At 48.7% G+C, this 15875-nt stretch carries 12 protein-coding genes and 2 tRNA genes; all 14 read left to right on the top strand.

Annotated elements, in window-relative coordinates; translation table 11 throughout:
* Positions 1–156: 156 nt before the first annotated feature.
* The gene (locus ABXS75_14835) at positions 157–2511 is read left to right on the top strand and encodes an ATP-dependent DNA helicase (GenBank protein ID XCP84327.1); all 2355 of its coding nucleotides are present in this window, start codon (positions 157–159) and stop codon (positions 2509–2511) included.
* Between the two features lie 99 nt (positions 2512–2610).
* A complete protein-coding gene (locus ABXS75_14830) occupies positions 2611–3381 on the top strand; it encodes a TIGR01906 family membrane protein (protein ID XCP84326.1) in 771 nt (256 codons plus the stop codon).
* A 98-nt stretch (positions 3382–3479) separates the two neighbouring features.
* A complete protein-coding gene (locus ABXS75_14825) occupies positions 3480–7238 on the top strand; it encodes a phosphoribosylformylglycinamidine synthase (protein ID XCP84325.1) in 3759 nt (1252 codons plus the stop codon).
* Between the two features lie 456 nt (positions 7239–7694).
* Positions 7695–9029, top strand: a complete 1335-nt coding sequence (gdhA, locus tag ABXS75_14820) for an NADP-specific glutamate dehydrogenase (GenBank protein ID XCP84324.1) — start codon at positions 7695–7697, stop codon at positions 9027–9029.
* Between the two features lie 142 nt (positions 9030–9171).
* Positions 9172–9244 (top strand) — tRNA-Val (locus ABXS75_14815).
* Positions 9245–9264: 20 nt separating this feature from the next.
* Positions 9265–9338, top strand: a tRNA-Met gene (locus ABXS75_14810).
* A 121-nt stretch (positions 9339–9459) separates the two neighbouring features.
* Positions 9460–10032 (top strand): hypothetical protein, encoded by a 573-nt coding sequence (locus tag ABXS75_14805; GenBank protein ID XCP84323.1) that lies wholly within the window; start codon positions 9460–9462, stop codon positions 10030–10032.
* A gap of 60 nt (positions 10033–10092) precedes the next feature.
* Positions 10093–10635 (top strand): 2-C-methyl-D-erythritol 2,4-cyclodiphosphate synthase, encoded by a 543-nt coding sequence (gene ispF / locus ABXS75_14800; GenBank protein XCP84322.1) that lies wholly within the window; start codon positions 10093–10095, stop codon positions 10633–10635.
* Entirely contained in the window at positions 10632–11762 is a 1131-nt protein-coding gene (locus tag ABXS75_14795) for a GNAT family N-acetyltransferase (GenBank protein XCP84321.1), read from the top strand. The genes ispF and ABXS75_14795 overlap by 4 nt, the downstream gene beginning before the upstream one ends.
* 68 nt (positions 11763–11830) lie before the next feature.
* Positions 11831–12514: a serine O-acetyltransferase EpsC gene (gene epsC, locus ABXS75_14790; GenBank protein ID XCP84320.1), complete on the top strand. Its 684-nt coding sequence runs from the start codon at positions 11831–11833 to the stop codon at positions 12512–12514.
* On the top strand, positions 12501–13907 hold the full coding sequence (gene cysS, locus ABXS75_14785) for a cysteine--tRNA ligase (protein XCP84319.1): 1407 nt from the start codon (positions 12501–12503) through the stop codon (positions 13905–13907). The genes epsC and cysS overlap by 14 nt, the downstream gene beginning before the upstream one ends.
* Positions 13892–14341 carry a ribonuclease III domain-containing protein gene (locus ABXS75_14780; protein ID XCP84318.1) on the top strand — a complete coding sequence of 150 codons (450 nt, stop codon included), beginning with the start codon at positions 13892–13894 and terminating at the stop codon, positions 14339–14341. Before cysS ends, ABXS75_14780 begins: the two co-directional genes overlap by 16 nt.
* Before the next feature lie 77 nt (positions 14342–14418).
* On the top strand, positions 14419–15207 hold the full coding sequence (gene rlmB, locus ABXS75_14775) for a 23S rRNA (guanosine(2251)-2'-O)-methyltransferase RlmB (protein ID XCP84317.1): 789 nt from the start codon (positions 14419–14421) through the stop codon (positions 15205–15207).
* Between the two features lie 32 nt (positions 15208–15239).
* Entirely contained in the window at positions 15240–15848 is a 609-nt protein-coding gene (locus ABXS75_14770) for a sigma-70 family RNA polymerase sigma factor (GenBank protein ID XCP87164.1), read from the top strand.
* Positions 15849–15875 lie beyond the last annotated feature (27 nt).

Below are 15875 nucleotides of genomic sequence, written 5' to 3'. Positions count from 1 at the left end.
GATTGAGAAGCGCGCTTCCGGTGGAAGCGCGTTGTTTTTTTCCCATAAAGTGTGTTATACTGAGAACGCAATGTGTGTGTTGAAGTTGATTGTGGCAGATTTGCGCATTTGGTATTTGGCACATTAGAGGCTAAAGAGAGTTCAGGAGAGATATAAATGGAGCAGGAGACACCGGTCATCAGAATATCTGTCCGCAATTTAGTGGAGTTTATTCTGCGGGAGGGAGATATTGACAATCGAACAGGCGGCAGTATGGATAAAGAGGCTATGCAGCTTGGGAGCAAGATACACCGCAAGATTCAAAGACGCATGGGAGCAGAGTATCGTGCGGAGGTACCGCTTAAGACGGAGATTTCCTGTGAGGGATTTATTCTTCGGGTAGAGGGACGTGCGGACGGGATCATTGAAAGGGAGGACGAAGTTTTAGTCGACGAGATCAAAGGCGTTCTCTGCGAGTTGGAGAAGATTGAGGAGCCGGTGGGCGTGCATCTGGCTCAGGCAAAGTGTTATGCCTGTATTTACGCTTCGCAGCATTCTCTTTCCCGAATCGGGGTGCAGATGACGTATTGTCAGATGGAAAGTGAAGAGATAAAGCAGTTCCGTCAGGACTTTTCAATAGAAGAATTGCAGGAGTGGTTTGAAGCTCTGGTGCGTCAGTATGAGAAATGGGCGCGTTTTCAGGTCGAGTGGCGGGAAGAAAGGAATGCTTCCATCAAGAAACTGGAATTTCCCTTTGCATATAGGAAGGGACAGAAGGAGCTGGTATCGTCGGTCTACCGGACCATTTTGCGGAAGAAGAAGCTGTTTATCCAGGCTCCGACCGGCGTGGGCAAGACGATATCCGGAGTGTTTCCGGCGGTTAAGGCAGTGGGAGAAGAGCTGGGGGAGAAGATTTTCTATCTCACGGCTAAGACGATCACGAGGACTGTCGCGGAGCAGGCGTTTGACAAATTAAAGGAGCAGGAACTGCGGCTGAAAGTCATTACGATTACGGCGAAAGAGAAGATTTGTTTTATGGAGGAGACGGAGTGTAATCCGGAGAATTGTCCTTATGCAAAAGGGCACTATGACAGAGTGAATGATGCGGTTTTTGAACTTTTAAATGCAAGAGACGATATGAACAGGGAGGCGCTGGAGGAACAGGCGAGGAAGCATCAGGTCTGTCCGTTTGAGATGGCACTTGATGTGTCTACCTGGGTAGATGCGGTGATTTGTGATTACAATTATGTATTTGATCCGAATGCGCATTTGAAACGCTTCTTTTCTGATGGGGTGCAGGGAGAGTATTTGTTCCTGATCGACGAAGCGCACAATCTGGTGGAGCGGGGAAGGCAGATGTACAGTGCCAGCCTGATCAAGGAGGATTTCCTCGCAGTGCGCCGCCTGGTAAAAGGACAGGATACACGTCTTGCGAAGCGGCTGGAGGAATGCAATAAGCAGTTGCTTGAACTAAAGCGGGAGTGTGAGAATTATCAGGTGATAAACAGTGTTTCGCATATGTATCTGAAACTCATGAATGTGATGGCAGAGATGGAGCGGTTTCTGGAGATTTGCGAGGGAAAAGAAATACGGGAGCAGGTGCTGGAACTCTATTTTAATATTCGCGCATTCCTCGGGATTTATGACAGACTTGACGAGAACTATGTGATCTATACGGAGCTTTTAGAGGACGGAAGGTTCATGCTGAAGCTTTTTTGTGTGAACCCGGCGGCCAATCTACAGGAATTTTTGGATATGGGAAATAGTGCAGTCTTCTTTTCGGCCACGCTTCTTCCAATCCAGTATTATAAGAAGCTGCTCAGCACGGAATCGGATAACTATGCCATTTATGCGGATTCCACATTTGACAGAAGGAAACGTCTTTTATTAAATGGGGTAGACGTCAGTACGAAGTACACGCTGCGGTCCGAACAGATGTACCGCAAGTATGCTCTTTATATTCAGAATGCGGTGCGGGCAAGAAAGGGGAATTACATAGCTTTTTTCCCGTCCTACCGTTTTATGGAGCAGGTGTATGAGGCTTATGAGGAATTGGATACCGGGACAGAGTGTATCCTGCAATCTCATTTTATGAATGAAGAGGCGCGGGAGATTTTCCTTGAGACTTTTGAGGAAGAGAGGGAGGAAAGCCTGGTAGGCTTCTGCGTCCTTGGCGGAATCTTTTCCGAGGGAATCGATCTGGCTAAGGAGAAGCTGATCGGCGCCTTTATTATCGGGACAGGGCTTCCGCAGGTGTGCAATGAAAGAGAGATTTTGAAGCAGTATTTTGATAAGGCCGGTATGCAGGGGTTCGATTATGCCTATCTGTATCCGGGCATGAATAAGGTGCTTCAGGCTGCGGGGCGGGTGATACGGACGGAGGAAGATGAGGGTGTGATTCTTCTTCTAGATGAACGGTTTCGCGAAAGAAGATGCCGGGAGACGTTTCCACGTGAGTGGTCCGACTGCCAGATGTGCAGGATCGGGGACGTGGAGCAGCAGGTCCGGGCGTTCTGGGACGGGAGAGAATAGAAGAAAGTCAAGAAAAACAGGTAAAAATTTTCGCGGATTTTTGCTAAATCTCAACGATAAGAGGTCAATAGGCAAGGAAACAGAAGGAGAGTGGCAGATATGTCAATGGAAAAAGATAGAGAAAACGCGGTCACCGGACCGGGAAAGGGGACGCAGAAGCTGTTTGGTGTCATAGCATCGCTTATGCTGATCGTTATTTTCCTGATCAGCAGTTTTGAAATCGGGGCGTACAGTGATTACGGATTCTACGAGAAGGAATACAAAAAATATGGTGTAGCGGACGAGCTGTACATGGAGATGCCGGACATTATGGAGGTCACCCGGTATATGATGTCTTATCTGCGCGGGGGAGAGGAAACTTTAAGCATCGAGACGATGGTGGAGGGGAATCATCAGGATTTCTTTAATGAGCAGGACCGTTTTCATATGGGGGAAGTTCGGGATCTTTTTATCGGCGGACTTAGGCTTCGATGGATCGCTGTAGCGGTGCTGGTAATAGTGATTGCCTTGTTTATAAGGCTTCATGGGGATTGGCGGCGTATCCTTCCGGTCATGTACCAGAGGACGCTTGCTGTATTTCTGGGAATCACAGCGGTGCTCGGCGTGCTGATGTGGCAGAATTTTAACCGATGTTTTGTGATATTCCATAAGATTTTCTTTGACAATGATCTCTGGATCTTCGATCCTGAGACCGATTATATGATCCGCATGCTGCCGGAAGGTTTTTTCTACGATATGGCGGTGCGGATCGGAGTGATATTTATCGCTTTCCTGTTGATTTCTTTGGCGGCAAGCGTGATTTGGCGTGCGTATGTTTCCAAAAAAACAAAAAAATGGCGTAAATCGAATAGGAATGGAATGTACTTATAAAGAAGAATGTGGTAAGATAAAATCAGGTAATTTGGCAGCCCCCCTACCCTAGGGCGACTGCCTTGATATACTATACTTTCAACTTAATGGAGGAAACTATGAGCAGTGTAAAACGTGTGTTTGTGGAGAAGAAACCGGGATTTGCCGTGGAGGCAAAGGAGCTTCGCCATGAGGTGAAGAGTTATCTGGGCATTCAGACAGTAACGAATGTGCGCGTGTTGATCCGGTATGATGTGGAGAATCTTTCTGACGCTACATTTGAGAGGGCGTGCAACGGTGTATTTGCCGAGCCGCCGGTAGATGATCTCTATCTGGAAGACTTCCCGCATGGGAAAGATGACAAGATTTTTTCAGTGGAATTTCTTCCCGGACAGTTTGACCAGAGGGCGGATTCCGCAGTGCAGTGTGTGCAGTTCATAAAAGAGGACGAGCTTCCGGTGATAAGGACTGCCACTACTTATGTGATTGAAGGAGACGTAAGCGAGGAAGAGCTTGCGGCGATTAAGGCTCATTGTATTAACCCGGTGGATTCGCGTGAGACAGGGCTTGAGAAGCCTGAGACACTGGTGACTCAGTTTGAGGAGCCGGAAGATGTGAAGATTTTTGAAGGTTTTAAGGATATGCCGGAGGCAGAGCTTAGGGAACTCTATGATTCTTTAGGACTTGCCATGACATTCAAGGATTTCCAGCATATTCAGAAATATTTCTGTGGCGAGGAGAAGAGGGACCCGTCCATGACGGAGATCCGGGTACTGGATACCTACTGGTCTGACCACTGCCGTCATACCACATTCTCTACTGAGCTTACAGATGTGACCTTTGGCGAAGGGGATTATCTGGCGCCGATGGAGGAGACCTATAAGGAATATCTGAAAACGCACAGTGAGATCTTTAAGGGACGCGAGGATAAGTTCGTCTGCTTGATGGATCTTGCTCTTATGGCAATGCGTAAATTGAAAAAAGAAGGTAAACTTGCAGATCAGGAAGAATCTGACGAGATCAATGCATGTAGTATTGTAGTTCCGGTGGAAGTGGACGGGGTAGAAGAGGAGTGGCTTGTGAATTTCAAGAACGAGACACACAACCACCCGACTGAGATCGAGCCGTTCGGTGGCGCCGCTACCTGTCTCGGAGGAGCGATCCGTGACCCGCTTTCAGGACGTACCTATGTATATCAGGCAATGCGTGTGACCGGCGCAGCAGACCCGACGGTATCCGTAAAGGAGACCATGAAGGGAAAATTATCGCAGAAAAAGCTGGTGCGCGGTGCGGCTCATGGCTACAGTTCTTATGGTAACCAGATCGGACTTGCGACCGGAACGGTCAAAGAGATCTATCACCCGAATTATGTGGCAAAACGTATGGAGATCGGTGCGGTCATGGGGGCAGCTCCGCGGCGCGCTGTAATCCGTGAGACCTCTGATCCGGGAGACATCATTATCCTTCTTGGCGGCCGTACCGGCCGTGATGGCTGCGGTGGCGCAACAGGTTCTTCTAAAGTGCATACAGAAGCATCTATCGAGACCTGCGGCGCTGAGGTGCAGAAGGGTAATCCGCCGACAGAGCGTAAGATTCAGCGTCTGTTCCGCCGTGAGGAGGTCAGCAAACTGATCAAGAAATGTAATGACTTCGGTGCAGGCGGCGTGTCCGTGGCAATCGGAGAGCTTGCAGATGGACTTAGAGTAGATTTGGATAAGGTGCCGAAGAAATACGCCGGCCTTGACGGAACAGAGATTGCGATCTCAGAGTCCCAGGAGAGAATGGCAGTAGTCGTTGCGCCGAAAGATGTAGAGCAGTTCCTTGCCTATGCCGCCGAGGAGAATCTGGAGGCAGTGAAGGTGGCAGTGGTAACAGAGGAGCCGAGACTGGTTCTTTCCTGGAGAGGAAAAGAGATCGTAAATATTTCCCGTGCATTTTTGGACACCAACGGCGCACATCAGGAGACTACGGTCAAGGTAGATATTCCGTCAAGAGAGGATTGCCCGCTTAAGGATCAGGTTGAGGTGGGCGATGTGAGAGAAGCATGGCTTACTACCCTGAGCGATCTGAATGTATGCTCACAGAAAGGCCTTGTGGAGATGTTCGACGGTTCCATCGGTGCAGGCTCCGTATTCATGCCGCACGGCGGAAAATACCAGATGACCGAGACACAGGCGATGGTTGCCAAACTTCCGGTCCTCACCGGCAAATGCGATACCGTAACGATGATGAGTTATGGCTTTGACCCGTATCTGTCAAGCTGGAGCCCCTACCACGGAGCTGTTTACGCGGTAACGGAATCCATTGCAAAGATTGTGGCTTCAGGTGGCGATTACCGCAAGATCCGCTTCACCTTCCAGGAATATTTCCGCCGTATGACGGAGGATCCGTCCAGATGGAGCCAGCCGTTTGCAGCCCTTCTGGGCGCCTATAAAGCACAGATCGGTTTCGGCCTGCCGTCTATCGGAGGAAAGGACAGTATGTCCGGTACCTTTGAGCATATTGACGTACCGCCGACACTGGTTTCTTTTGCTGTAGATATTGCAAAGCAGGGCGATATTATCACGCCGGAACTGAAAAAAGCAGGAAATAAACTGGTATGGCTGCGGATCGATACCGATGAATATCAGCTTCCGGATTATGAGAAGGTCATGGAGCAGTACGGTAAATTTACCGAAGATATCCACAGTGGTAAGATTGTATCCGCTTATGCCCTCGACCGTCATGGCGTGATCGCGGCAGTGAGCAAGATGGCGTTTGGTAACGGCTTGGGCGTGAAGATTGAGCACAGTATGGACGCCAGAGAACTGTTTGCACCGGCATTCGGTGATATCATAGCGGAAGTTCCGTCAGACAAGGTTTCTCAGCTTGGCATTACCTATACGGTGATCGGCGAGGTGACAGATGATAGGACCTTCTCTTACGACGATGTGGCAATTTCCATGGAAGAGGCTGTAAATGCATGGACAGGAACTCTGGAAAAAGTATTCCGCACGGTTTCCGACGAGGCTTCCAAAGAAGAAGTGGCTTCTCCGCTTTACGATACAAAGGATATTGTGATCTGCAATCATAAGATCGCACAGCCGACCGTATTTATTCCGGTATTCCCTGGAACGAACTGCGAGTACGACAGTGCGCGCGCATTTGAACGTGCGGGGGCGAAGGCAGTCACCAGAGTATTTAAGAATATGAATGCGGCAGATATCGTTGATTCCGTGGCAGAGTTTGAGAAAGAGATCGCAAAATGCCAGATCATCATGTTCCCGGGCGGATTCTCAGCCGGAGATGAACCGGACGGCTCCGCGAAGTTCTTTGCTACGGCGTTCCAGAACGCCAAATTAAAAGAGGCTGTGGAGAAACTTTTGAATGAGCGCGACGGACTGGTGCTTGGAATCTGTAATGGTTTCCAGACTCTGGTAAAACTGGGCCTGGTACCTTATGGTGAGATCGTGGGACAGACCGCTGATTCTCCGACACTGACCTATAATACGATCGGACGGCACATTTCCAAGATGGTATACACGAAGGTCGTTACCAACAAATCTCCATGGCTTAGGTGTGCCAAGCTTGGCGGCGTTTACACCAACCCGGCTTCACATGGAGAAGGAAGATTCGTGGCGAGCGACGAGTGGCTTGATAAGCTGTTCGCGAACGGTCAGGTGGCGACCCAGTATTGTGATCTGGACGGCAATGTTTCTATGGACGAAGAGTGGAATGTCAACGGTTCATACCGTGCAATCGAAGGAATCACAAGTCCGGACGGAAGAGTGCTTGGTAAGATGGCACATTCCGAGAGACGTGGGGACGGAGTCGCGATCAACATTTACGGTGAGCAGGATCTGAAGCTGTTCGAGTCCGGTGTGAAATATTTCTTATAGTTTCTTTTGACAGGCTACGACAAGGCTGGGCAATAAGCAGTGAAATGAAGCAGTGGCCAGCCTTGTTGGATCAAGGAGAGCGACAGGTGTTTTGCTAATCAAGAATGCGCGTGGCGTTCTGCAGGAAGAAGGAAGTAATCTTGCAGAGAAGTGTGGCAAAAGGAAGAAAAAGTGAAAGAAATACGAAATGCACTTGCAGAAAAGATATAAAAAATCAATGAAACGATGAAAGAAATCATGTTTTATGAAACAGATTACACTCTGGATTTCAAAAAATACAAAAAATTACAAGAAAAATCTTGACAGACGGCTGTGTTTGCTTTAAAGTGGTAAAGGACAAAGACGTCTGACAAAAAGACGGTCTTCGGGCCGTCTTTTTATCGTCATAGATGCCGGGATATTTCATGGAGTTCCGGTATAGAATAAAAGAGAATATTTTCAGGAGGTATGAGTAGTATGTCTTACGTTGATGAAGTAATTGAGTTGGTAGTGAAAAAGAACCCCGCAGAACCGGAATTTCATCAGGCTGTAAAAGAAGTGCTGGAGTCCCTTCGTGTCGTAGTAGAGGCGAATGAGGAGAGGTTCAGAAAAGACGCGCTTCTGGAGAGATTAGTTGAGCCGGAAAGACAGGTCAAGTTCCGCGTACCGTGGGTAGATGATAAAGGGCAGGTTCAGGTAAATACCGGTTACCGTGTGCAGTTTAACAGTGCGATCGGACCGTACAAAGGAGGACTTCGTCTTCACCCGTCTGTAAACCTCGGTATCATCAAATTCCTTGGTTTTGAGCAGATTTTCAAGAACTCTCTTACCGGACTTCCGATTGGAGGTGGCAAAGGCGGCTCCGACTTTGACCCGAAGGGCAAATCCGATAGAGAAGTGATGGCATTCTGCCAGAGCTTTATGACAGAGCTTTGCAAATATATCGGTGCTGATACAGACGTACCGGCTGGCGATATCGGAACAGGCGCAAGAGAGATCGGTTACATGTTCGGACAGTACAAGAGAATCCGCGGACTGTATGAGGGCGTACTGACAGGTAAGGGACTCAGCTATGGCGGATCTCTGGCACGTACAGAGGCTACCGGATACGGACTTCTGTATCTGACGGAGGAGATGCTGAAGATGAACGGCCAGTCCATCGAAGGCAAGACCGTAGCAGTTTCCGGTTCCGGTAACGTAGCGATCTACGCGACCCAGAAAGCACAGGAGCTTGGCGCGAAGGTTGTAACTGTAAGCGATTCTACCGGCTGGGTATATGATCCGGACGGAATCGATGTTGCAGCGCTTAAAGAGATCAAGGAAATCAACCGTGCAAGACTGACTGAGTACAAGAAATACCGTCCGAATTCAGAATATCATGAAGGCAGAGGCGTATGGAATGTGAAGGTAGACATCGCACTTCCGTGTGCAACACAGAACGAGCTTCATCTTGAAGACGCAAAGGCATTGGTAGCGAACGGCGTGATCGCAGTCGCAGAGGGCGCTAACATGCCGACGACTCTGGAAGCAACAGAATACCTGCAGGCAAACGGCGTGCTTTTCGCACCTGGTAAAGCTGCAAATGCAGGCGGCGTTGCAACTTCCGCTCTGGAGATGTCTCAGAACAGCGAGCGTCTGAGCTGGTCATTTGATGAGGTAGATGCAAAGCTAAAGAACATCATGGTAGACATCTGTCACAATATGGCTGATGCTGCAGAGCGTTACGGAGCTGAGGGCAACTATGTAGTAGGAGCAAATATTGCCGGATTCGAGAAGGTAGTAGATGCGATGAATGCACAGGGAATTGTCTAAAAATTTGATGAATTAACGGAAAATGTAGGCCCAAAAAGCTATAGAAAAAAAGTTCAAAAAATGTCAAAAAAAGTATTGACATTTCCCGGAAAATGATAGTATAATAGCAGAGCGGGTTGCGGGAAAGCGACCCGCTAAATACGGGATCATAGCTCAGCTGGGAGAGCATCTGCCTTACAAGCAGAGGGTCATAGGTTCGAGCCCTATTGGTCCCATTTCACTGAAAAGTGAATATGGCGGAATAGCTCAGTTGGCTAGAGCACACGGTTCATACCCGTGGTGTCGCTGGTTCAAATCCAGTTTCCGCTACTGGGAAGAAAGCCTATCGTTGTAGGCTTTCTTTTTTTTAAACTATCAGCTATTATCGTGGCATTTCCTGTATAAATATGATAAAATGAAGCAGAAATATGAGATATGGAGGAAATTTAGTATGACACCAAAGATAAAAAGGATGTTTATGGCTCTAGTGGGAGCCTATTTGGCATATATCGGAGTAAATCTGGTAAAGTCGGCGCTTGCAAGTCAGCCCAGGTTTACAAACGCATTTGTGGTATTGGGTGTGCTTTTTGTGATTTTCGGACTGGCCACGATCATATTTAATATCAAAGGGTATTTAGAAGAGTGTAAGTCAGAAAAGGAGCAGAATGAAGATAACGAAGAGATGGCGGAGGCGGAAGAGGCAAGGTCTTCCGAAGCACTGAGAAAACAGCCGTCAGGCGCGGTATTTGCGAAAGTGGGAGAGCAGAATCAGACGAGTAAGGATGAGAGCGGATCGAAAGTCAAAGAGGAGGCCGCTGCAGCTGAGAAAGAGGCAGTAGATGGCGCGGCAAAGGCAGCCGCGGGAAATAGCGCGAAAGAGGAGGCCTCTGAATCCGAAGGGGAAGATGAGGAGGAAGTACTGGAAGAGGACGCTGACGAAGAAGGCGTGGAACCGGAAGACGAGGACGTCGAAGAGGAAGATCCTGAGGAAGAGGACGAAGACGAGGACGACGAAGAAGAGTAAAAGTAGGAAGAATAGAAAAGAGCCGGAAGAGTTTACCGTTAAAGAGAGGAGCCAGATACGATGCGAGTAGGAATGGGATATGATGTTCATAGACTGACGGAGGGTAGAGATTTGATCCTGGGGGGAGTTCAGATTCCTTATGAGAAAGGGCTTTTGGGGCATTCAGACGCCGATGTGCTACTACACGCGATCATGGATGCACTGCTTGGCGCGGCGGCGCTGGGGGATATCGGAAAGCATTTTCCCGATACGGACCCGCAATATAAGGGCATATCCAGTATGAAGCTTCTGGAACATGTGGCGGGATTATTAGAAGAGAATCTGTACATTGTGGAAAATATTGACGCCACGATCATCGCGCAGAGACCAAAGATGCGGCCGTATATCGAGACGATGGAAGAATATATTGCCAGAGCGCTTCATGTTCAAAAGGATCAGGTGAATGTAAAGGCGACTACCGAGGAGGGGCTTGGTTTTACGGGAAGCGGAGAGGGAATTTCCGCACAGGCCATTTGTGCATTGGAGAAGGTGACGAATCTGGCAAGTACCGATGTGACATATCAGATGAGTCCCTGTGAGGGCTGCGGAGGATGCAGACAATGATATTGCGGAGACTTAAGACGGAAGAGCATGCAAGGACGAGAACGCTTTGGCATAAAGTATTTGATGAAGATACATCTGAATTTCTGGACTATTACTATACGTTTAAAACCGATGAGAATGAGATCTATGTGATCGAGGCAGAAGGGGATATCCGCTCCATGCTGCACTTAAATCCCTACTGGCTGCGGATCGGCAGGAAGGAGGCGGAAGCGCGTTATATCGTGGCGGTCGGCACGGATATCCTTTATCGGAAAAAAGGGTTCATGACGGAGCTTTTAAGAAAATCACTGCGGGATATGTACGCGAAGAATCTGCCGTTTGCCTATTTGATGCCGGCAGCGGAGAGCATCTATTATCCGCATGGATTTCGGTTTATCTATGCGGCAGAGCAGTGGAAGGCATCTGTGGAAGGTAAAGAGGAGGTCTCGATTGAGAGGCTGACCTGCCCGGCAAATACCGAAGGACGTAAGGCTATGCCACGAACGGCGCTTCCCTCCGACTGCAAACAGATTGCAAGGTTTGCCTCTAAGATTTTAAATGAACGTTACCAGGTGTATGCAAAAAGAGACTGGCAGTATTATGAACGGCTCCTGGAGGAGCAGAAGAGCCAGGAGGGCGGTATTCTTCTGGCGGTAAGAAACGGCGAGATCAGAGGCGCAGTCCTGTATGACGAGGAGGCGGGATTTTCCGTAAGAGAGCCTCTGGTTGAAAAGGGAGACGAGGCGGTTTTTGAAGAAGCCGGACTTGTGCTCACCAAAAAGAGAAAGAAAAAACCGATGATCATGGCGAGGCTGCTTCATGTGGAGAGTATACTGGAATGTATGGTCTGCCATGAAGAGATGGAAGTGATGTTCGTCCTTGTAGATCCGATTATCCGGGAGAATAATAAATTGTTTGGAATCCGGGGCAACAGTGAGCATTTGGTAGTGCGGACCCGGCCGAATATCAGAGGGAAATACGAAGATATTCAGAGAATCAGCGTGGAAGCGCTGACCAGTATTCTCTTCGGTTATAAGAGTATTGCGAAGATTGAGGAGGAAGAGAAGGAAGTATTTTCCGAAGAGTTTAAGAGCGAGATTCGTAAGCTTATTCCTCTAAAAGGTGTATTTTTGAATGAAATCGTATAGGAAAGATTGACAAATTCTCAAATTTCGCATACAAATATATCGGTAGCATTTTGGAAGGAGAGAGATTTATGGGAATGATTTCTTATATTAAGGAAGAAATAGCAGTAATCAGGGAACGGGATCCTGCGATCAAGTCCAACATGGAAGTGCTGCTTTATCCCAGTTTCAAAGTAATCCTGCATTATAGGGTCGCGCATAGATTATATAAGAAGAAACATTATTTTCTGGCCCGCTGGATTTCCCAGAGAGCAGCCAGAAAGACCGGGATCGAGATTCACCCCGGTGCGCAGATCGGGAAAGGTCTGTTCATCGATCATGGCAGCGGCGTGATCATAGGGGAGACGGCCATTTTGGGAAATAATGTCACGCTCTATCAGGGAGTGACGTTAGGCGGAACCGGCAAGGAGAAAGGGAAGCGTCACCCGACTTTGGAGGATAACGTCATGGTCAGTGCCGGGGCGAAAGTGATCGGTTCCTTTACCGTTGGAAGAAATTCCAAGATTGGCGCGGGATCTGTGGTGATCGAAGAGGTACCTCCGAACTGTACTGTGGTGGGCGTTCCGGGGCGTGTGGTCCGCATGGGAGATCAGAAAATTCCCCGTTCCGATATGGATCAGGTGCATCTGCCCGATCCGGTGCTGGGCGATATCAGAGAGCTGCGTTCGGATAATCTGAGACTTAAGAAAAAGTTGGATGAATTGGAAAATACATTGAATCAAATGAAAGAAGGAGAGACACATGAAAGTATTTAACACACTGTCAAAGAAAAAAGAAGAGTTTATTCCATTAGAGGAAGGCAAGGTCAAAATGTATGTCTGCGGACCTACCGTCTATAATTTTATTCATATTGGAAATGCAAGACCGATGATCGTGTTCGATACGGTGCGCCGTTATTTTGAGTATAAAGGCTATGAAGTGAATTTTGTTTCCAATTTCACGGACGTAGATGATAAGATCATCAAGAGGGCGATCGAGGAAGGCGTATCCGCCCAGGAAATATCGCAGAAATATATTGCGGAGTGCAAAAAGGATATGGCGGGCATGAATGTAAAGCCGGCGACGGTGCATCCGCTTGCCACAGAGGAAATCTGCGGTATGATCGAGATGATTCAAACCCTGATCGACAAGGGCTATGCGTATGAGAAGAACGGTACGGTATATTTCCGCACCAGAAGATTTGAACAGTATGGAAAACTTTCACACAAGAATCTGGATGATTTGCGTTCGGGAAATCGTTCCCTTTTGGTTACCGGAGAAGATGAGAAGGAAGATCCGTTGGATTTCGTTCTCTGGAAACCCAAAAAAGAAGGCGAGCCGGCATGGGAGTCTCCCTGGTGCGACGGGCGTCCGGGCTGGCATATTGAGTGTTCTGTGATGTCCCGAAAATATCTGGGAGAGCAGATCGACATCCATGCGGGCGGAGAGGATCTGGTATTCCCGCATCATGAAAATGAGATTGCCCAGAGCGAGGCGGCAAATGGCAAGGAGTTTGCAAAATATTGGATGCACAATGCATTTTTAAATATTGATAACCATAAGATGTCAAAATCTCTGGGGAATTTCCGCACCGTGCGTGAGATCAGCGAGCAGTATGATCTTCAGGTGCTTCGGTTCTTCATGCTCAGCGCGCACTACAGGAGTCCGCTGAATTTCAGCGCCGATTTGATGGAGGCGTCGAAGAACGGCCTGGAGAGGATCGTAAATGCGGTGGATAATCTGAAGCACCTGCTGGGCGCAGTAAAGACAGAGGCGATGACGGATGCGGAGAAGGAAGCATTTGCAAAGACAAAAGAATATGTAGATGAGTTTGAGTCTTCCATGGAGGATGATTTCAATACGGCCGATGCGGTCGCGGCAATCTTTGAACTGGTAAAATACGCCAACACCACGGCTTCTTCTGAAAGCTCACGGGAGTATCTGCAGAGTCTGATGGACCAGATTGTGACACTTTCGGACGTTCTGGGCCTGATCGTGAATAAGCAGGAGGAGATGCTGGATGCCGAGATCGAGCGATTGATCGAGGAGAGACAGGCGGCAAGGAAAGCAAAGGATTTCGCAAAAGCGGATGCGATCCGTGACGAGCTTCTGGCAAAGGGAATCATTCTCAAGGATACGAGAGAAGGAGTACAATGGAAAAAAGCATAGGATTTGATATACCTTATATGCGGGAATTCCTGGACATGGAAGAGGTGGATATTCAGAACTATTCACCTCTTGCTTTCGCATATATCGGGGATAGTGTGTTCGATCTGCTGATTCGCACATTGGTGGTGAGCAGAGGAAATAAGCAGGTGAAAAAGCTCCATCAGGAGACCAGCAGTATCGTTCAGGCCAGCTCCCAGTCGGAGATGATGCGCGTATTGCAGCCGCTCCTGACGGAGGAAGAGCATGCTGTGTATAAGAGGGGAAGGAACGCCAAATCCGTCTCCCCGGCAAAGCATCAGACTCTGACAGACTATCGCCGGGCTACCGGCTTTGAGGCCCTGATTGGGTGGCTGTACCTGAAAAATGACTGGGAGAGGATCCTGGAACTGGTGGCAATCGGGTTAAAGCATTTGGAAGAAAAAGAAGAGGCATAGCGTTTGGCGGGAATGTGCGGGAAATGCTGTGGCGATGAAAAAAACAGGACAAGAATATAGAAAGATTGGGAAAAAAGATGAGCAGGGAAAACAGGCAGGAAAACAAAGCGGAAGCGTTTGACAGGGAGCAGGAGTCGTGCCAGCAGATTGAGGGAAGAAACGCGGTGATCGAAGCATTCCGTTCGGGGAGGCCGATCGATAAATTGTATGTTCTGGACGGTTGTCAGGACGGCCCTGTACGCACCATTGTGCGTGAGGCAAAAAAGCATGATACGATTTTGCAGTTTGTGACAAAAGAACGGTTGAATCAGATTTCCCAGTCGGGGAAGCATCAGGGTGTGATCGCAGTGGCGGCAGCATATGAGTACGCGCAGGTGGAGGATATGCTGGAGCTGGCCAGAAAGAAAGGGGAGGATCCGTTCCTGATTCTGCTGGATAATATTGAGGACCCGCATAATCTGGGAGCGATCATCCGTACAGCGAACCTTGCGGGAGCGCATGGCGTGATCATACCCAAACGCCGCGCGGCCGGGCTGACGGCGACGGTCGCAAAGACATCGGCGGGGGCGCTGAATTATACTCCGGTGGCTAAGGTCACCAATCTGGTGAAGACGATGGAGAAACTGAAAGCAAAGGGACTTTGGTTCGTCTGTGCGGATATGGATGGAGACGTGATGTATCGTGTAAATCTGAAAGGCCCAATTGGGCTGGTAATCGGAAATGAGGGCGAAGGCGTGGGCCGCCTTGTCAGAGAGACCTGTGACATGACGGCCTCTATTCCTATGAAGGGAGATATAGATTCACTGAATGCGTCTGTGGCAGCAGGAGTGCTTGCCTATGAGATTGTCCGGCAGAGACTTAGCTAGGAGTGTGGACCGTGAGCGTGAATTATGAAGCAATGACGGATGAACAGTTGATCGTAAGGCTGCGTGACGGGGAGAAGCCGATCACCGATTATCTGATGGAGAAGTATAAAGGAATGGTGCGCCAGAAGGCAAAAGCGATGTATTTGCTGGGCGGCGAGAATGACGATCTGATCCAGGAGGGCATGATCGGGCTGTTCAAGGCGGTGCAGGACTATGACGGGGAGGCCGGAGCGTCTTTTCAGAGCTTTGCACAGCTGTGCGTGTCGAGACAGATGTATAGCGCCATCAAAGCGGCGCAGAGGAAGAAGCACATTCCTCTAAATTCTTATGTGTCGATTTATTCTTATGCGGAAGGGAGTGACAAGGGGGAGGGAGTGCCGCTGGCTGAGACTATTGAGGCGGGAGCGGACAGTAATCCGGAGGAACTTCTGCTTGGCAATGAGTATGCCAATGCCTTCGAAGAGGAACTAAAAAACAGGCTCAGCAAGCTGGAAAATCGCGTATTGTACCTTCATTTGCTGGGAATGGATTATTTGAAAATCGCTGACTTGATGGATAAGAGTCCGAAAGCGATTGACAATGCGCTTCAGAGAATCAAGGGGAAGGCGCACTTGATTCTGGAAGAGAATTCAAAAAGATAAAAAGGTTACAGTTCAGCCGGTGGGCTG

The sequence above is a fragment of the Roseburia hominis genome, assembly GCA_040702975.1.
Classification (GTDB): Bacteria; Bacillota; Clostridia; order Lachnospirales; family Lachnospiraceae; genus Allocoprococcus; species Allocoprococcus hominis_A.
Note: the sequence above shows the minus strand (reverse complement) of the source record. Positions and strands in the feature narration are given on the sequence as shown.